Source organism: Geobacter hydrogenophilus (genome assembly GCF_018501225.1).
GTDB classification, from domain to species: domain Bacteria; phylum Desulfobacterota; class Desulfuromonadia; order Geobacterales; family Geobacteraceae; genus Geobacter; species Geobacter hydrogenophilus.
Window position 1 is genome coordinate 10,807 of the sequence record NZ_JAHCZI010000009.1, and the last position, 19,235, is coordinate 30,041.

Annotated in this window: 9 protein-coding genes and 1 pseudogene; 8 read left to right on the top strand and 2 right to left on the bottom strand. The window is 61.5% G+C overall.

All coding sequences use genetic code 11. The features are described from left to right. Positions 1 to 24: 24 nt before the first annotated feature. Together KI811_RS13430 and KI811_RS13435 are read right to left on the bottom strand one after the other, a co-directional pair. Entirely contained in the window at positions 25 to 4,275 is a 4,251-nt protein-coding gene (locus tag KI811_RS13430) for a DUF4062 domain-containing protein (RefSeq protein ID WP_214186992.1), read from the bottom strand. A gap of 33 nt (positions 4,276 to 4,308) precedes the next feature. After that, complete coding sequence (locus KI811_RS13435) at positions 4,309 to 6,261, bottom strand: TRAFs-binding domain-containing protein (RefSeq protein ID WP_214186993.1); 1,953 nt, start codon at positions 6,259 to 6,261, stop codon at positions 4,309 to 4,311. A 269-nt stretch (positions 6,262 to 6,530) separates the two neighbouring features. Here KI811_RS13435 and dnaE point away from each other — a divergent pair, with 269 nt between their 5' ends. From dnaE to KI811_RS13475, 8 genes and pseudogenes are all read left to right on the top strand, one after another. Next, positions 6,531 to 9,998 (top strand): DNA polymerase III subunit alpha, encoded by a 3,468-nt coding sequence (gene dnaE, locus KI811_RS13440; RefSeq protein ID WP_214186994.1) that lies wholly within the window; start codon positions 6,531 to 6,533, stop codon positions 9,996 to 9,998. A gap of 54 nt (positions 9,999 to 10,052) precedes the next feature. Beyond that, positions 10,053 to 11,009, top strand: coding sequence for an acetyl-CoA carboxylase carboxyltransferase subunit alpha (locus tag KI811_RS13445; RefSeq protein ID WP_214186995.1), 957 nt, complete (start codon positions 10,053 to 10,055; stop codon positions 11,007 to 11,009). Between the two features lie 80 nt (positions 11,010 to 11,089). After that, positions 11,090 to 11,863, top strand: a complete 774-nt coding sequence (locus KI811_RS13450; protein WP_214186996.1) for a pseudouridine synthase — start codon at positions 11,090 to 11,092, stop codon at positions 11,861 to 11,863. 243 nt (positions 11,864 to 12,106) lie between these two features. Next, on the top strand, positions 12,107 to 12,271 hold the full coding sequence (locus KI811_RS13455; protein ID WP_214186997.1) for a hypothetical protein: 165 nt from the start codon (positions 12,107 to 12,109) through the stop codon (positions 12,269 to 12,271). A gap of 355 nt (positions 12,272 to 12,626) precedes the next feature. After that, positions 12,627 to 15,326: pseudogene (locus KI811_RS13460) on the top strand (PAS domain S-box protein); the annotation flags it as partial. Positions 15,327 to 15,339: 13 nt separating this feature from the next. Beyond that, a complete protein-coding gene (locus KI811_RS13465; RefSeq protein WP_214186999.1) occupies positions 15,340 to 16,359 on the top strand; it encodes an ABC transporter substrate-binding protein in 1,020 nt (339 codons plus the stop codon). A gap of 6 nt (positions 16,360 to 16,365) precedes the next feature. After that, positions 16,366 to 17,955 (top strand): sensor histidine kinase, encoded by a 1,590-nt coding sequence (locus tag KI811_RS18665; protein ID WP_214187000.1) that lies wholly within the window; start codon positions 16,366 to 16,368, stop codon positions 17,953 to 17,955. A 1-nt stretch (position 17,956) separates the two neighbouring features. After that, on the top strand, positions 17,957 to 19,159 hold the full coding sequence (locus tag KI811_RS13475; protein WP_214187001.1) for a sensor histidine kinase: 1,203 nt from the start codon (positions 17,957 to 17,959) through the stop codon (positions 19,157 to 19,159). Positions 19,160 to 19,235 lie beyond the last annotated feature (76 nt).

Below are 19,235 nucleotides of genomic sequence, written 5' to 3' on the forward strand. Positions count from 1 at the left end.
CACAGATACCCCCCATTTATTCAATTACCTCCCTCCCTCCACCCGCAGCAGATGCACCGCCCCGGCCTCGTCGCCGGTGACGACGGTCTTTCCGTCAGGCGCGATGGCGGCTGGTACCAGCGCCCCGTCGCCGGTGAAGGTGGCAAGGGGCTTCAGGGTCTCCAGATCCCAGAGGATAAGGCTTCGATCGTCGGAGGCGGAGACGGCCCGGCGGCCGTCGGGGGTGATGGCGACGCTCCATATTTCCCGGCTGTGCCCCCGGAGGGTGTACATGACCTGGCCGGTGGCCAGGTGCCAGAGTTTCAATGTTCGGTCGCTGGAGGCGGTGAGGACCCGGAGGCCGTCGGGGAGGAAGACGCAGTCGTTCACCTGGTCCCGGTGCAGGGGAGGGTAGGGGCGGAGGCTCCCGGTGCGGAGATCGCGGATGATGAAGGTGGGGAAGTGGGCCACCAGGGCCAGGAGCGTGCCGTCGGGGGAGACATCGGTAACCCGCGCCGGGGAGGGGAGGCCCGTGACGCCGAGGGGCTGGAAGGTTTCCAGATCCCACTCCCGCAGGGTGGAGTCCTGGCCGGCGGAGAAGGCGCGCCGGCCGTCGGGGGTGACCACCACCGACCAGACTTCCGCGTCGTGGCCCCGGAAAACCCAGAGTTCCCGCCGCTCCTCCAGATCCCAGACCCGCACGGTGCGGTCGTGGGAGGCGGTGACGGCCCGACGGCCGTCAGGGGTGATGACCACGTCGCGTACCCAGGTTTCGTGGCCGGTGAGACAAAATATCTCGGTGCCGGTGGCGGCTCCCCAGACCTTGACTTTTCGATCCCAGGAGGCGGTGACGAACCGGTTGCCGGAAGGGGTGAATGCAGCGGTAGTGACCGTGGCGCCGTGGCCGGTGAGGGGCGGCGAGGCAGTGGCGCCGGCCAGATTCCAGACCTTGAGGGTGGTATCTTGGGCGGCGGAAACGGCGGTGGCGCCGTCGGGCGTTATGGCCGCGGCGCTCACCTTGAAGGTGTGGCCTCTCAGGATTTCCCGGGCCTTGGGTTGGTCCATGTCCCAGCGTCTCAGGGTGAAATCCCAGGAGCCGGAGACGATTTCCCGCCCGTCCGGGGAGACCGCGACGGAACTGACCCCGTCGGTATGACCGTAGTAGGTCCAGAGCTCGGTCCCTTCCTCCAAATCCCACCGCTTCAGGGTGCAATCCTCCGAGCCGGAGACGAACTGACGGCCATCAGGGGTTACTGCCACGGCCAGCACCTGCCGGCTGTGCCCCTCGAAGGCGCGGCGAAGCTCACCGTTTGCGGGGTTCCAGGCCTTGATGGTCCGGTCGAAGGAGGCCGAGAGGAGGGTCTGGCCATCGGGGGCGACGGCCAGGGCGTTTACCCCGTAAGTATGTCCCCAGATGATTCCGCGCTCCTGGCCGGTTTCCGGGTCCCAGAGCCGCACCGCGTTGTCCCAGGAACCCGAGGCGAGCCAGCTGCCGTCGGGCGCCACGGCCAGGGAGCTGACCGGCATGGTGTGCCCCCGCAGGATCAGGAGGCATTCGCCGGTTTCCGAATCCCAGAGCCGGACGGTGGCGTCCCGCGAGCCGGAGGCGATCCGCCTGCCGTCCGGAAAGACCGCCACGGCCAACACCTCGGACTCATGCCCCTTGAGAACCATCAGTTCTGCGCCGCTCGCCAGGTCCCAGACCCGCAGCGTCCCGTCGTCGGCAGCAGAGACGGCCCGCCTGCCGTCGGGTGTGATGGCGACACTCCGCACCGGATGGGTGTGGGTGCCGAGGACCCGCTCGACGGCCCCTCCGGCCTGGTAGAGGGAAGGGGTTGCCGGCTTCAGCCATCCATCGCCCCGCTGGGGACCGGCATGGGCGATCAACGCCTGGAGTTCCGGTTCCTGCCGCGAGATGAGTCGGCCCGTCAGTTGGCTGGCAAACTGTGACTTATCCACTGCCATGACGCTTGTCGAAAGCCGCAGGGCATGGGCCAGGTGGGCGATGGCCGGGTCGGTGGGGAGAAGGCTCAGATCCGCCAGGAGCGCGGCCACGTCGAGGGCCTGGAACTTGGCGTGGAGCCAGGTGAAATCCAGGAGAAGTGACCGCAACTCTGTCGTTGCGCCGGCGCCGGCAAGGTGGAAGGGGAGCTCGGCCAGGGGACGGGGGTGTTCCGTGTTCCACGAGCCGTCGGCACCGTTTTTCCGGGCCCCTGCCCGAAAGTAGCCGGCCAGCCGTTCGTGGGCCTGCTGAAAGTGTCTGCTCGGCGGCGAGTCCGGGGTAGCCATGGCCAGGTAGCGGCGGAAGGCGGCAAAGCGGAGCTGGTCGTGGAAGAAGCCGATGAGCCCTCCGCCCCCCTCCTCGCCGGATGGGCGGAGAAAGGGCTCCAGGGCGCGGTAGAAGCGGGTCCAGGGGAGTGGAGCCGTGGCCTCGCCCCCCTCCCGGAGAAGGTCGATGATTTCCGGTTCCAGAAGCCCGTCCCGGGAAACGGCCACGGCAGAGAGAGCCGCGGCAGCCAGGTCGGCGCCGTGGTCCCGCTCGAGCCGTTCGAGGATCTGGTCGAAGAGCTCCGTCACCGTTGGCGGCAGGGCCGCGATCCGCTCCGTAAGGGTCTCGAAGTCGCCGTGGCAGCAGAGTTCCTCCAGGGCCGCCACGAGGTAGAGGGGGAGGGCTGCGTCTGGCCGGGCCACGGTGTCAAGGAGCAGGGTCTGCTGGGGAGGCGAGAGCCTCTTGCCCCGCCGGGCCAGGTGCTCTTCCGCGAGAATGATGCGGGAATCGTCCGGCAGCGGGGGGAGGATGACGAGGTGATCGGCCGGAAGGTGCTCCGCCAGCTGGTCGAGGCAGGGGCCGCCAAGGGCGCTGGCCACCACCTTTACCGCCGGCGCCAGGGTTCGGGGAAACCAGTCCAGTTCGTGGCTCCCCCCCAAGGGGTCCAGTTGGTTGAGGGCGTCGATGAAAAGCGTCACCGGCCGCACCGCCCCGGCGGCGGCCAGGAAGGCGGGGAGCTGGAGCCGCAGTTTGGCGGGGTCGGGGGATGGTTCCAGATCCAGGCGGCAGGCGCGGCGGAGCTGCTCGCAGAGGGAGCGGAGCATGGCGGTAACCTCCGTGGATCCGGGGGCCGCACCCACAAACCAGGGGATCACGACCATGTCGGGGGATTTTTCCCGCAATCGCTCGACGCAAGCTGCCATAATTGTCGACTTGCCGCAACCGGGTAAGCCGGTAAGTATATATGGCAATTGGTCGCCCTGGTCCTGGATGTACCCCATGACCAAGGCTATCTCGTCGTCTCGGCCCAGGCAGCGGGCAGCCCGCTCCCGGGCGAACCGCTCGTGCCACGACTGTCCCGTGATCTCCGGGCGCTTCCCGTTTTTCAGGAGCGGCTCAATGGCCCACCAGAGATCGTTGAGGACCCGGGTCCCGAATTCCTCCATCCCCGTAAGGGCAATGGTGCCGTGGGCTGCAACCGCCTGGCGGGCTTTCTCGCTGATTGTGCCCCACTCCTCCGGCTGGATGACGCCGTCCTGCAGTGCGCTGCCACCCTCTGCTGTCGGCAGGAAGAGGGGGTCGATCCTGAATCCGCCGAATCCGGCCCGGTACTGCCGCACGATCAGGTTTGGTCCGGCTGCGGCGCGAAGTTCCTCCCGCAGTAGGGACAGCCGCTGCCGCGCCTCGGTGTCGGCCTCCGCAAAGATCGGGATGCAGGCCGGGGGGAATGCGGGGTGGCGATGGATTCCCTCGGAGCGGAGGAAGATGAGGGCTTTACCCTGAGCGAGGCTGCGGCTGAGTGCGCCGTGCCTCATCTCGAGGGCCGTTACCGACTCCCCGGCGCCGGGGAGTCCGGCCCGCTGCCAGAGGCGGGTGAGGGTGTCGGCCGTTTCCGGGGAGATTGCCGCGTCCCGCCGGAGCCGGAAACGGGCCGGCAGCGTGGTCCGGTCCCACTGGTAGCAGGCGTCCACAAGGTCGATCTCCTCCTCGCTCAACTGCCCGCCGTCCCGCACCGCAGCAAAGAGCTCCGCCGGCACCTCCTCCGGAGGCGGTACCCAGCCGTACCGCTCACCCAGGAGCCCCAGGAAGAGGTCACAGCGTCCGATCTCATCGAGGCAGACCGTCAGGGCGCCCCGCTGCCGGGCCTCCTCCTCCGTCACCCCCCAGCGGAGATCCACCCCCACGAATTCCGCCCCGCGGCGTCGGCAGCGGCTCCGCAGCTCCGGGAAAACGACCCGGTTCAGCCAGTCCCGCTCCGCGTGCATGTCGCGGAAGGTGGAGGATATGAAGAGGCGGATGGTTTTCATGGATAATGGAGAGATTCCTGGTTCAAGGGGCACCTATTGAGCGAAAAGTTTGTTCGTGTCGAGGACATGGACCTGACCGGTCCGCTTGTTGACTTCGTCGTGCATGTGCTCGGTGCCTCCGGGTCCATCACCACCCTTGCGGTTCCAGAGGCAGATGAAATGGACCCTCTCCTCACCCCAGGCAAGGGCCGTATAGAGGAGCCAGAGGTTGGTGCGGACGTAGGGGCTCAGGTCGGCAGGGCACGGCCCCAGTTCGTCGGGCATGATGAAGAGGGTGGTGAGGGGGTTGTTCTTTACGGCGAAGAAACGGTCTCGCCACCCTTCTCCGGCAAATGTGACGGACTGGTTGAGAAACTCGGGGATGTCGAAGGTGATCCGCATCCTAACCTGCACCCCACGGGCAAGGCATGCTTCGGCGAAGAGGAGGTCGCCGCCGCAGGCCCCGCCGCAGAGGGCCAGGTCGCTGGGGCCGGCGCCAAGTTCGTCCAGCTTGGCAGCGATGGCGGCAGCGGCGATTGGTTCTTTGTCCGGGGGGAAGCGGGGGTCAGTGCGGTCGAGAGCATCGATCATGTGGCCGCTGAAGAGAAAGACCTGTCGCGGTTCCCAGGGCGCGGGGATCACGGAGAGCGCCTGATCGAAGACGGCCATGGCCGCCTCCACCTGGGGAATGCGAAACTGGAGATCGCGCAGCACCTGTAGGTGCTGCCGGGTGGAGTCGAGGGCGTACCAGTCGTTTTCGGCGGCGATGGTGGCGCTGCGGTATGCCTTGACCACCACCGGGGTGTCGCTGGTGAGAACTTCCACGTCGCCGCAGGCGGCCCGGGCCCAGTAGTCTCGCCGCTCGGGGGTTTCCCGGGCGATAGCCGACTGGATCGCCCAGCGGACCGCCCCCTCCAGGGTGCGGATTTTGTTGTCGTCGCCGATTCCGGTCAGATGCCGCCGCAGGACGGTGAGGGTCAGGGCGTTGATCCCCGCGAAGAGGTGGCGCGGGTCCTTGAGGAAGGCCCGTTTGTAGGGGGAGATGGCGTCGTGGAGGAGCTCTTCCCAGGATGCCGCCTCGGCCACATTCTGCTCCGGTGTCGCTGCTGTCCGGCGCCAAGTGAAGATCCAGTTCTCCTTCCGGACCCTTCCCAGGAGCGCCAGGGTCTCCGGGTTGTCGGGGAACTGCTCAGCCAGGTCCTGGAGCCAGACGATCTTCTCGGCGAAGGAACCCTCCCGTCCCAGGAGCACTCCTTTCTGTTGGAGCGTCTCCAGGTCGTCGGGGTCGATGGCGAGGGCCTTCTCGAACTGCTCGAGGGCGAATGCGGTCCTTCCGAGCCGGTGGAGCGCCCGGCCGGCGGTGCGGTAGGCCTCCACCGCCAGGGCCTGCACCGGCACTTCCTCGGCCAGGACGATGATATCGCCGGGACGGTCCTTCTTGCGGGCTACCTCCACCCGGTCGGCCCAGTCGTCGTACTTGTCCCAGAACTCCAGGGCCTCTCCTACCTTCAGCTCCTTCCAGTCGGGTTCCTGCAGAAATTCAAGATGATGGAACACGGGGCTGATCTTTTTGCCGTGCCAGGAGGCGATGGTTTCGCGGGCCATGGCGGCAAGACCCTGCCGGTCCTTTTCCAGGGAGGCAGGATCGGGGCGTCCCCCGGCGAGCCGGTAGCGGAGGTTGCGGTCGGAGTAAACGTCGAAAGGCATCCGCTCACGGGTCGTGGCGCATATCTGAACCACCCCCCGGGCACGGAGGGCGTGGCGGACCCCCAGCTCATACCAGACGTTGGCGTTATCGATGGAAAGGTCGGCCACAACGAGATCGGCCAGGAGCAGTTCCTGGAACATGTCGGTGCGGATGTTGCCGGCGATGATCTCGTCGTCGGCCCGGTAGACCTGGAACCGTTCGCTCTCCAGGGACGGCCTGATGAGGTCGGCGTAGACGGCGTCGAAGTCGATCCCTTCCTTGGTGCCGTAGGGCATGATGACAAAGGCGTGCAGGGGCATGGGGGCTCCCGTGTGAGTGTGTTGTCTTTCATTATAATGGAAAATTGGTGTGTTGCTACCGGCGGATGGAAAAGTGCGGCCCGCCAGCCTGGGTAAGATAGTCTGAAAAGAGGGTAAATTTCAACTAATTCAATGGATTAGCTTGTGTGGAACATGGCGCGGTGAGATGCATGGCATGTTGACAGTGCCGGCTCTTTCGTGGCATAATCGTCAGAATTTTTTAGTCAAAGTAAAATCGTCCTCCCTCCTGCACGTCACATGGGTAACCAATGAGCTTTGTCCATCTCCATCTCCACACCCAGTACTCCCTCCTCGATGGCGCCATCCGCCTCAACGATCTGGTCAAGAAGGCCAAGGACACCGGGATGCCGGCCGTGGCCATCACCGACCACGGGGCCATGTTCGGCGCCATGGAGTTCTACCTCAAGTGCAAGGACAAGGATGTGAAGCCGGTCATCGGCGCCGAGGTCTACATCGCCCCGGGCTCCCGCTTCGTGAAGGAGGTCAAGGGAGGCGAGGCCGGCGCCGGCTACCATCTCCTGCTCCTCTGCGAGAACATGACCGGCTACAAGAACCTGTCAAAGCTGGTTTCCATCGGGTTCAAGGAGGGATTCTACTACAAGCCCCGCATCGACAAGGAGGTTCTGGCCGAGAACGCCGAGGGGCTCATCTGCCTCTCCGCCTGCCTGAAGGGGGAGGTGGCCTACCTCTGCGAGCGGAACCGGATGGAGGAGGCAGTGGGAGTGGCCCGCTGGTACGCGGACCTCTTCCCGGACCGCTACTACATTGAACTCCAGGAGAACACCCTCCCCGAGCAGGACAAGGCCAATAAGGGGCTTCTGGAGGTGGCGCGGGAGGTGGGGCTGCCGCTGGTGGCCACCAACGACTGCCACTACCTCAACCGGGAGGATGCCCGGGCCCACGAGGTGCTCCTCTGTATCCAGACCGGCAAGACCATGAACGACCCGTCGCGGATGCGTTTCTCCGCCGACGAGTTCTACGTGAAGACCCCCGAGGAGATGGCCGCCGCGTTCCACTACGCCCCCGAGGCCATCAGCAATACCGTGAAGATCGCCGAACGGTGCGACCTCTCCTTTGACTTCAAGACCTACCACTTCCCCCAGTTCGATCCCCCCGAGGACCAGACCCTCGACCAGATGCTGGAGGATGCGGCCCGCAAGGGGCTGGAATCGCGGCTCAAGGCGATCCGGATCAAGAACCCCGCCCTGACCCCGGAGCAGGAACAGGGATACTGGGACCGCCTCCGGATCGAGCTGGACTGCATCAAGCAGATGGGATTCCCCGGCTACTTCCTCATCGTGGCCGACTTCATCAACTGGGCCAAGGACCACGGCATCCCCGTGGGGCCGGGACGGGGCTCGGCGGCCGGCTCCCTGGTCGCCTACTCCATCCGAATCACCGACCTGGACCCGATTCCCTACAACCTCCTCTTCGAACGCTTCCTGAACCCGGAGCGGATCTCCATGCCCGATATCGACGTGGACTTCTGCCAGGACCGCCGCGAGGAGGTGATCCACTACGTCACCGAGAAGTACGGCCGCGACAAGGTCTGCCAGATCATCACCTTCGGGACCATGTCGGCCCGGGCCGTCATCCGCGACGTGGGGCGCGCCCTGGACATGACCTACGGCGAGGTGGACAAGATCGCCAAGCTGGTGCCGGAAGTCCTCGGCATCAAGCTCAAGGACGCCATCGCCCAGGAGCCCCGTCTCAAGGAGGAGGCGGACGCCGATTCCCGCGTGAAGGAGCTTCTCGACGTGGGCCTCTGCCTTGAGGGGCTCGCCCGCCACGCCTCCACCCACGCGGCTGGCGTCGTGGTGGCGCCGAAGGTGCTGGAGGAGTTTTGCCCCGTCTACAAGGACCAGAAGACCGGCTCCCTCACCACCCAGTACTCCATGAAGTACGTGGAGAAGATCGGTCTCGTGAAGTTCGACTTCCTGGGGCTCAAGAACCTGACGGTCATCCACAACGCGGTGAAGATCATCCGCGCCGGCAAGGACCCCAACTTCGACATCGCAGCCCTGCGCGACGACGACCAGGCCAGCTACGAGCTCATCTCCGCCGGCAACACCACCGGCGTCTTCCAGCTTGAATCGAGTGGCATGAAGGAGATGCTCGTCAAGCTGAAGCCCTCCTGCTTCGAGGACGTCATCGCCGCCTGCGCCCTCTACCGGCCGGGCCCCCTCGGCTCGGGCATGGTGGACGACTTCATCGACCGCAAGCACGGCCGCAAAAAGGTGGTCTACGATCTGCCGCAACTGGAGCCGATCCTCAAGGACACCTACGGGGTCATCGTCTACCAGGAGCAGGTCATGCAGATCGCCCGAACCCTGGCGGGCTACTCCCTCGGCGGCGCCGACCTGCTGCGCCGCGCCATGGGTAAGAAGGACCCGGCGGAGATGGCCAAGCAGCGGGACATCTTCCTGGAAGGGGCGAAGAACGGCGGCATCGACCTCCAGAAGGCCGGCGCCATCTTCGACCTCATGGCCAAGTTCGCCGAATACGGCTTCAACAAGTCCCACTCGGCCGCCTACGCCCTGGTGGCCTACCAGACCGCCTTTCTCAAGGCCCACTATCCGGTGGAGTTCCTGGCCGCCCTCCTCACCGAGGACATGGGGAACACCGACAAGGTGGTGAAGAACATCGCCGACTGCCGGGAGATGGGGATCGAGGTGCTGCCGCCCGACATCAACGCCTCGCACCTCTCCTTCCGGGTCCTGGGGAACTCCATTCGCTTCGGCCTCGGCGCCGTGAAGAACGTGGGGGAGGGTGCCATCGAGGCGATCATCGAGGCCCGCAAAGAGGGGGACTTCAAGGACCTCTTCGACTTCTGCGAGCGGGTCGATCTCCGCAAGGTCAACAAGCGGGTGGTGGAAGCCCTCATCAAGTGCGGCGCCTTCGACTCCACCGGCGCCCGGCGCTCCCAGCTCATGGCGGCCCTGGAAGATGCCATGACCATCGGGCAGAAGATCCAGCAGGAGCGGGAGAGCGCCCAGGTATCCCTCTTCGGCGCCGAGGAGATCGTCCGGACCAACGGCAACGGCAAGGGAAAGGTGCAACTCCCCGATATCCCCGAATGGGACGACAAGCTGAAACTGGGACAGGAGAAGGAGGCCCTCGGCTTCTTCATCACCGGCCACCCGCTGGGGCGCTACGAGAAGGAGATCAGGCGTTTCTCCACCGCCGACACCGCCACCCTGGAGGAGCGGGCCGACAAGAGCGAGGTGAAGCTCTGCGGCATCGTCACCTCCCTCAAGGAGCTGATCACCAAGAAAGGGGACCGGATGGCCTTCGCCACCCTGGAGGATCTTCTCGGCTCCGTGGAGGTGGTGGTCTTCCCCGAGGCCTTTGCCGCCGGCTCCGAGTACCTCAAATCCGACGATCCGCTCCTTATTTCGGGCACTATCGACAAGGGGGAGAAGAGCATCAAGATCATGGCCAACGAGGTGGTGCTCCTGCGGGACGTGAGCAGCCGGGAGACAAAACGGGTGATCTTCACCCTTTCCGGCGACGGCCTTGACCGCAGCCGTCTCGAAACCCTCAAGGGTATCATGCGCCGCCATCCCGGCAGCTGCAAGACGCTTCTGGCCATCGAGATCCCCGCCCAGTGCCGGGCCACCATCGCGCTCCCCGATTCGTACCAGGTGGCCCCCACCGAGGAACTCTCCCTTGAAGTGAAGAACCTCTTCGGCTATCATGCCGTGTCTTTTGAGTAACCCGCCCGACAGCGTTGACAATACATCGAAGGAATCGTGCAAAGGAGACTATTAATGGCTTCCCAATATCAACTCGAATTCGAAAAGCCAGTGTTTGAGCTGGAGCAGAAAATCCAGGAGCTGGCCGACATCGCCGCCGACAACGTAGAGCTGAAGACCGAGGTCGCCAAACTGGAGAAAAAAGTCGACAAGATGCGGGAGGTGATCTTCGCCAACCTCTCCCGCTGGCAGATGGTCCAGGTGGCCCGCCACATCGACCGTCCCTTCACCCTCGACTACATCAAGCACATCTTCACCGACTTCGTGGAGCTCCACGGCGACCGGCTTTTCGGCGACGACCACGCCATCGTTGGCGGTATGGCCAAGCTGGACGGCGAGCCGGTCATGATCATCGGCCACCAGAAGGGGCGCGACACCAAAGAGAAGGTCTACCGCAACTTCGGGATGCCGAACCCCGAGGGGTACCGCAAGGCCCTGCGCCTCATGGAGATGGCCGAGCGGTTCCGGATGCCGATCATCACCTTCGTCGACACCCCCGGCGCCTACCCTGGCATCGGCGCCGAGGAGCGGGGCCAGGCCGAGGCCATCGCCCGCAACCTCCGGGAGATGGCGAGCCTCACGGTACCGATTGTCGTCGTCATCACCGGCGAGGGTGGCTCCGGCGGGGCTCTGGCCATTGCCGTGGGCGACCGGGTCCTGATGCTGGAGTACTCCATCTACGCCGTCATCTCCCCCGAAGGGTGCGCCGCCATCCTCTGGTCCGACGGCACCAAGGGGGCCCAGGCCGCCGAGGCCCTGAAGCTGACCGCCCCGGACCTCAAGGAGCTGGATGTGATCGACGAGATCGTCAAGGAGCCCCTGGGGGGCGCCCACCGGGACCACGAGACCATGGCCAAGAACCTCCATCAGGCCCTTGCCCGGCACCTGAAGGAGCTGAAGGCCCTCTCCGTGGAGCAGCTCGTTGAGGGGCGGTACCAGAAGTTCCGCAAAATGAGCAGATTCGCCGGGTAGGCATCGCAAGGGCTGGATACGACGGGCTGAAGGCTAAAGGTGGAGGCATCTTTAGCCTTTCGCCTTTTCAGGAGACATGCATGGAAGAACGATTGCAGAAAATACTCTCCCAGGCCGGCATCGCCTCCCGCCGGGAGGCCGAGCGGATGATCACCGACGGGCGCGTGGCGGTGAACGGCAAGCCGGTCATCGAGCTCGGGGCCAAGGCCGACCCCTCCCGCGACGCTATCACTGTTGACGGCAAGCCGGTTACCGTGGACGAAAAGCGGGTCTACATCATTCTCAATAAGCCGGTGGGGTATGTGACCACCCTGAAGGACCCCGAGGGACGCCCCATCGTGACCGATCTCCTGAAGGGGCTCGGGGTGCGGGTTTTCCCCGTCGGGCGCCTCGACTACAACACCGAGGGACTCCTCCTTCTCACCAACGACGGTGCCTGGGCCAACCGCCTTGCCCATCCGCGTCACGAGGTGGACAAGGAGTACCTGGTGCGGGTGCGGGGAACCGTCGCCCGGGAGCAGATCACCCGTCTGGAGCAGGGGGTTGAGCTGGAGGACGGCAAGGCCGCTCCGGCACGGGTTTCGGTGACCAAGCAGAGCGACAACAATACCTGGGTTTCCATCACCATCCACGAGGGGCGCTACCGGCAGGTCCGCCGGATGTGCGAAGCGGTCAGCCTCTCCGTGGTGCGGCTCCGGCGGGTGCGGTACGGTACCCTCGCCATGGGAGACCTGAAGATCGGCGAGTACAGGCATCTCACGCCCGGGGAGGTGGTTGCGCTGGCAGACGGCATGAACGGCGCGCGCGGGAAGGCGCCGCGTCGTGGAACTTCCCCGCAGAAAAAAGGGAAATAGTGTGGCGCTGTCGTAACTGGTGTAACGATTGGCGGACACTGGTGCACATCTTGTGGGCATTGTTTTGCCGTCATGGGGTACGTATCGGCACACGGTGGGAGATTTCGGGCGGTAAAACCGGCATCCGGAGAAGGTTCTGGGAAAATCGTTCGTTGTTTGACTGTTGGCAAGTTCATTGCATGTTGTTTGGCAAGAGGCTGGCGCTTCAAACTGTTTCCCATGAAGGGGAGAAGGAGGTTGCCAATGTTCGTGAACTGCTACGATGGGTATGGGGTCTGTATGTTTTCCGTGACGCTCAAGGAAGGCGTTGAGGCAAAGAGGCTCGGAAATCACATCTATAGCCAGCATGAACTTGTGGATCACTGGAGTGTTTCCGATTGGCCCGAAGGGGCGGTGGTGAGGTACTGAGCAGGCTTCCTCCTGTCCGGCCGAGCCGATAGTGGCAATGGCATGCCATACGATACAGGTGACTCCCCGGCACAACCGAGGCGTTTACCGTTGAGACCGATGAAAAGAGGGCATCCCGCTGGGGTGTCCTTTTTTCGTTCAATCTCCAAGTATGCAGCGTAGGGGGGACGTACTGGATTGCTGGCTTTCTTCCTCTGGAAGTGTTCTACTTGAATTTTAATGATGACACGATACTGTTTAGTGTCATACGCGGATGGAGAGGGGGGGGCCGTTGAAGGAGGAAGACACCATTGGAAAGCTAGGGGAAGGTGACTGCTCTAGCGGGGAGAAAGAGCGGCATTGGGATGGGGAAGGCGGGGGCGAGCAGGAGATTCGTTTCCTTGCTCATTTGCTGGAAGGCTCCAGCCAGCCCTTTAGTATCGGTTATCCTGATGGCAGAATAGGTCACGTGAACGGGGCATTCGAGCGACTTACCGGCTATAGCAGGGAAGAGTTGCAACAAATGGGTTCGGCCGCCGCCCTTACTCCGCCGGAATGGCTGATGATGGAGCAGGCGAAGCTGGAGGAACTCTGTCGAACCGGCGAGCCCGTAACCTATGAAAAGGAATTCATCAGAAAAGATGGCTCGCGGGTCCCGGCAGGGCTTATCGTCCACCTCAGGAAGGATGGGGCGGGGAGACCACTCTATTATTACTCTTTCATACATGACATATCAGAGCACAAGAGGATGGATGAGCGGATCAGGCGTCTTTCCTATTTTCCGCAGTTCAACCCGAACCCGATCATCGAGACCGATTATGCCGGCAGGGTCATTCTCTGTAATCCGGCCACCTACAAGATCCTGGAGAGCATCGGCGTGGGGGCCGACCCCGGCCTGTTTGTTCCTGGTGATCTGGGCACTATTCTGCATGGGTGGGACAGGCAAAGCGAAACAAGCGCGATTCGCGAGCTTTCCCTAGGCACAAGGGTCTTCCGCGAGACCATTGTTCTTACACCCCTGTTTGCAGTCGTGCGCATCTATCTCCACGACATCACTGATATCAGGCAGGCCGAGAAGGCATTGCGCGAAAACGAGAAACGGCTCCAACTCTTCATTGAGCACGCTCCCGCAGCACTGGCGATGTTCGATCGCGACATGCGCTATCTGTGTGTCAGCCGGCGCTGGTTGAGAGACTATGGGCTCGGCGACCGTGACCTGCGCGGTCAATGCCATTACGACGTTTTCCCTGAAATTCCCGAGGAGTGGAAGGAGGCCCATCGCCGCGGGCTGGCGGGGGAAGAACTGCGGGCGGAAAGGGACCGTTTCGAGCGGGCCGACGGCTCGGTGCAGTGGTTGCGATGGGAGATTCACCCCTGGTACGACTCGTCGGAGCAGGTGGGAGGAATTGTCATTTTCACCGAGGATATCACCGAGAGCAAGAACGCGGAGGAAAGGTTTTTACAGTTGAACCGGGAACTGGAGCGGCGGGTTGCCGAATTGCAGCTTATCCTCGATACCTCGCCCATCGGTCTCGCTATCACCAATGATTCACAGGGCGCCATCATCCGGGGCAACCCGGCCCTGGAAAACCTGCTTGGCGTGGCGGTCGGCAGCGAACTTTCGAAAGGAGCACCAAGCCCGGCCAGATACCAGGTTTTTAGGGATGGTGAGGTGCTTGCTCCGTCAGAATTGCCCATGCAACGGGCTGCCCGGGGTGAGGCTGTCGCTGGAGAAACCCTCGACATCGTTCGAGAGGATGGGACATGTCTTAATCTTTACTGTTCCGCGGCAACGCTATGGGATAGTGAAGGACAGCCATGCGGTGCCGTTGGCGCCTTCATGGATATAACCGGGCACAAGGAGTTGGAGAATGTTGTCATCAAGAGTCAGCTCGACACCTATGCCATTCTCGACAACATCCCCTACAGCGCCTGGCTCAAGGATACGGAAGGTCACTACGTGAAGGTGAACTGGCCATTCGCCACAAGCTGCGGCTATTCATCCCCAAAAGAGGTTATCGGGAAAACGGACTTGGACCTCTGGCCGGTGCATCTGGCCGAGGCATTTCGAGCCGACGACCGGGAAGTCATGAAGAGCGGCCAGAGAAAGTTTGTTGAGGAGCACACTGTTGAGAATGGCGAGGAACGGTGGTTCGAGACGTTCAAGGCGCCCCGGTTTGACCAGAACGGCACGGTCATCGGCACAACCGGTATTGCTAAGGACATTACCGAACGCAAGAGGGCTGTCGAAGCTTTGCAGTCGGCCCACAACGAACTGGAACAGAAGGTTGCGGAGCGAACCCGTGAGCTTGCCGACGCCCTGAATGAATTGCGGAAAGAGAGCTCACACCGTATCCATGCTCTGGAGGCGCTTCGCGAACAGGAGCGACTCCTCATCCATCAGGGGCGTCTCGCGGCCATGGGGGAAATGATCGGCAATATCGCGCACCAGTGGCGGCAGCCGTTGAATACGCTCGGGCTCATCATTCAGGGTCTCTCTATGAGTGAAGAGTTGGGGGAACTCACGAAAGATCACCTTGATGAAAGGGTAAACCGGGCCATGCAGCTGATTTTTCACATGTCCCAGACCATTGACGACTTCAGGAATTTCTTCAGGCCCGACAAGGAAAAAGTCCGGTTTGAAATGAAACAGGCAATCAACAACGCTCTCTCCCTTATGAGAGATAACTTTAAGAGTCTCGGGATAGAGGTTTTGTTCGACTCCCCGCAGGGCATGTCCATAACCGGATATCCCAATGAATTTTCCCAAGCGCTTCTCAATATCCTCACGAATGCCCGGGATGCCCTCCTGGAGCGAAAGGTGGAGAAGCCACGTGTCTTGCTGCGCCTGTTCGCGGAAGATGACCGCGTTGTGGTCACCATCGCGGACAATGGCGGTGGTATTGATAGGGAGATCATCGGAAAGGTATTCGATCCGTACTTCACCTCAAAGGGACCGAGCAGCGGTACAGGGCTCGGGCTCTTCATCGCGAAGACCATTATCGAAAAGAACATGGGGGGTACGCTTACCGTGCGCAATAGCGGCGAAGGAGCGGAATTCAGGATCATGGTCTGAAATGGGGACTTCTGTGATCACGACAAAAAAAATAGCCGTCATCCTTGGAGTTGTCGCTGTTATTGCCGGCGGGGTCTTCGTTACCATGGTCCTACAGGGGGGAAGGTCCGGAAAGGTTTCCCGCTCGCCCGAACGCCTGGTGTTCGCCGTTGCCGCGCTGCTGGATTCCGTGCCGGTGTTAGTCGCCCATCACCAGGGATTTTTCGTCCAGCAAGGGCTTGATGTTGAAATCAAATTCTATTCCGCCGGGAAAGACGCCTTGGCGGCGGTGCGTCGCGGTGAGGCGGATTTCGCGACGGTGGCGGATTTCCCCATTATGCTGGCTGCCCTGGATGGCGCGGATATACGGGTGCTTGCCACCATCAGCAAGAGCGGCAGGGAAAACAGCATCGTGGCGAGAAAGGACAGCGGGATCACCGTGCCGGCCCACATCCGGGGGAAGGTGGTTGGCGTCATTCCCGGAACCACCAGTGAGTTCTTTCTCGACGAATTTCTGGTCATGCACGGGATCCCGCGCAGTGATATTGTCGTTGTGGAGTTGACTCCGGGAGAAACGGTGAATGCCCTTCTCTCCAAGAGGGTCGATGCGGTTTCTACCTGGGGCCAACACGCCGCAGACCTGTTGAAGGGGCTGGGGGATAACAGTATCAGGTTCTTCGCCCAGGAGACATACCAGATGTATTGGAACATCGTTGCCTCCAGGAATTTTGTTGCCGGCCACAGGGACACGGTCCAAAAAGTCGTCACAGCCCTTGACCAGGCAAACAGCTCCATCAGGAATAATGCTGATGGGGCGAAGAAGACGGCCATGGAGGCTTTCCGGGTTGATCCGGCGCAGCTCAGGGAAGTATGGCCTGACTATGAATTCGACCTTGCCCTTGATCATACCCTGCTCCTGACCCTGGAAAGCCAGGCGCGATGGGCGATGAAACAGAATAGGACCACTGTCCGGGAAGTGCCGAACTTTCAAGAGTTCATTTACGCGGATGCCTTACGCCGCATCAAGCCGGCTGCAGTTTCGGTAATGAGGTAGCCTCAGGTGTCAATCAGGAAACGTCTGGCCGTCATGGCCGTCCTTCCCCTCGGAGTGGCCTTGTTGGTGAGCATATATATCGCCAGCATGGACAGGCGTCTCGACGACAATGTGAAAGAGTTGCAGTTTGTCACGGCCCTTGCACAGGATGTTTTTGATCTGAACTTTCTGTCCGACCAGTACCTGATCTACCAGGAGCGTCAGATCAAGGCCCAGTGGCTCGTGAAGCACGATGCCATCGGGAACAAGCTCGCCGATAAACTCCAGGCCGGCCAGGGAAACGACAATCTATGGCTTAGGTTACGCCGGACTCACAAGGATATGGGGCATATCTTCACCCAGTTGAGCAATGATCTCGAGGTCCGTGGCAAGTTCACCACCACCGGACAACTGAGCGATCGGAACGAGCGTCTTGCAGGGGTGCTTCTCATCAAGGCTCGCGAAATGTTCAGCACTGTGGTGCGCCTTGCCGGCAGCAAGCAGAACGAGCTTGCGTCGATGCGGGAAAGATTGAATCTCAGCGTTATTGCGCTGTTCATGTCACTCGCGTTGGTGATCAGCGCCATCTCCGCCATCAGTTCCAGGACCATCATCACTTCCATAGCCCGATTGCGGCGTGGCATGGATATTGTGGCTGCCGGTAGCCTGGATCACCGGGTTGAGCGGTTGGCTGACGACGAACTGGGGCACCTGGCCACGACCTTCAACGGCATGACGGAAAGGCTCCAGTCGGCCGATGCCAACATGCGCAATTCCGTCGCCGCGTTGCGTCAGGAGGTCGCGGAACGTAAACGTGCCGAGGAAAAAGCCCGTGATCTGAATAATAAGCTTGAGGAGAGCATTGCGGCATTGGAGAAAGAGATTGCCAATCACCGGCAAACTGGGGAAGAGCTTCGGAACAAAGAGCGTCTCCTCATTCTCCAGAGTCGCCAGGCGGCCATGGGAGAGATGATTGGCAACATCGCCCACCAATGGCGGCAGCCGCTGAACCTGCTGGCTCTCATTGTCCAGAGCTTGCCGGAATGCGGCGAGGGTGGCGAGTTACGTGCGGAACATCTGAAAGCCTGTACGGAAAAGTCAATGAAGGTAATTTTCCACATGTCGCAGACCATTGACGACTTCAGGAATTTTTTCATGCCGGACAAGGAAAAGGTGCTGTTCAGAGTCTGCGACGCTGTCTCCAGGGCGGTATCCATTATCGAAGGAAGCTTTGCCGGTTCCATGATCAGGATCGACACCCAATCAGCGGGTGATCCGGTTATAAACGGCTATCTGAATGAATTCTCCCAGGTGCTCATCAATATCCTGCTGAATGCCAGGGATGCTCTGGTGGAGCGCAATGTTGACAATCCGCGGGTGACGATCACAATCAACACGAGAGACGGCAAGGCAGTCGTCGTCATTGCCGATAATGCCGGCGGCATTCCTGAGGAGATTATGGAGAAGATATTCGATCCCTATTTCACCACCAGAGGTCCGGACAGGGGGACAGGGGTCGGTCTGTTCATGTCGAAAACCATCATCGAGAAAAACATGAACGGCTCCCTTACCGCACGCAATGTCGGGGAAGGAGCTGAGTTCAGGATAGAGGTCTGAAATGGAACTCCAGCAATATCCGGATTTTCGTCTGTCGCTTCTCTACGTGGAGGATGAACCCGAAATCAGGGAGCTTCTCAGGAGCGTGTTGGTAAGGAAGTTTCCCAACGTGGATATCCGGACTGCAGAAAATGGCATGGCCGGATTGGAACGGTTCAGGGAACAACGGCCGGATATCATTCTGACCGATATCCGCATGCCGGTCATGGATGGCATCCAGATGACCCGCAGGATACTGGAAGAGGACCCGGCAGTAAGTGTCATCATCATTTCTGCCTGCAGTGAAACGGACTACCTGCTGGAGGCCATAAAGATGGGGATCAGCAGGTATGTGCTGAAACCCATTAACCACAAGCTTCTCTTTGAGGCTATCGACGACTGCGCCGCCCGAATCATCCATGAACGTCAGGTCAAGGCGCAGAACGAATTGATTCGTCGGCTGAATGAAGAGCTGGAGCAGCGCGTTGCGGACCGCACCGCCGAGCTTGAGGCCTCAAACCGCGAACTCCAGGCTTTCTGCTACTCGGTCGCCCATGATCTGAGCACCCCCCTGCGAGGAATAAACGGCTACAGTAACATACTCCTTGAAGAGTATTCCGACAGGCTCGATGATGAGGGCAAGAGCTATATCGAACGGATGGGGGCGGCGGCCGAGAGGATGGGGCAGTTGATCAACGACCTTCTTGAGCTTTCTCGGGTCACGCGCAGAGAATTACATCGGGAGAAGATTGACCTCAGTTATCTTGCCCACCGTATCGTTCTGGATCTGCGGCAGCATGATTCCGACCGCCAGGCTGAAGTCACCATTGCCGAAAACGTTATGGACGAAGGCGACCCGATTCTCATCCGGCTGGCACTGGAAAATCTCCTTGGCAATGCATGGAAGTACACCGCCAGGGTTTCAAGTCCCCGAATCGAATTTGGGACCTGTATCGCCAATGGCGAAACGGTCTATTTTGTCAGCGACAATGGCATCGGATTCGATATGGCCTACGTCCACAAGCTTTTCATCCCGTTTCAGAGGCTGCACGGCATGGGTGAGTACGGAGGGACCGGCGTCGGCCTGGCGGCGGTGCAACGGATCATCTCCCGGCACGGCGGCAGAATTTGGGCCGAGGGCGAACCGGGAAAGGGCGCGACATTCTATTTCACCCTCAGACGTCCGGCAACCGGTTCTCTCGTGGAGGGTTATCCGGGGGCTTGATGCAGCATATGTGAAGGTGATAATCGAGGCAGGAGAACGGACAGGGGTGGACATTTAGATACATTAAGGTAATGAA

Excerpts from the sequence above, each read along its gene's own strand:
- KI811_RS13450 (WP_214186996.1), top strand. The coding sequence starts at position 11,090 with ATGGAAGAACGATTGCAGAAAATACTCTCCCAGGCCGGCATCGCCTCC.
- KI811_RS13475 (WP_214187001.1), top strand. The coding sequence starts at position 17,957 with ATGGAACTCCAGCAATATCCGGATTTTCGTCTGTCGCTTCTCTACGTG.
- KI811_RS13455 (WP_214186997.1), top strand. The coding sequence starts at position 12,107 with ATGTTCGTGAACTGCTACGATGGGTATGGGGTCTGTATGTTTTCCGTG.
- KI811_RS13435 (WP_214186993.1), bottom strand. The coding sequence starts at position 6,261 with ATGCCCCTGCACGCCTTTGTCATCATGCCCTACGGCACCAAGGAAGGG.
- KI811_RS13430 (WP_214186992.1), bottom strand. The coding sequence starts at position 4,275 with ATGAAAACCATCCGCCTCTTCATATCCTCCACCTTCCGCGACATGCAC.
- dnaE (WP_214186994.1), top strand. The coding sequence starts at position 6,531 with ATGAGCTTTGTCCATCTCCATCTCCACACCCAGTACTCCCTCCTCGAT.
- KI811_RS13445 (WP_214186995.1), top strand. The coding sequence starts at position 10,053 with ATGGCTTCCCAATATCAACTCGAATTCGAAAAGCCAGTGTTTGAGCTG.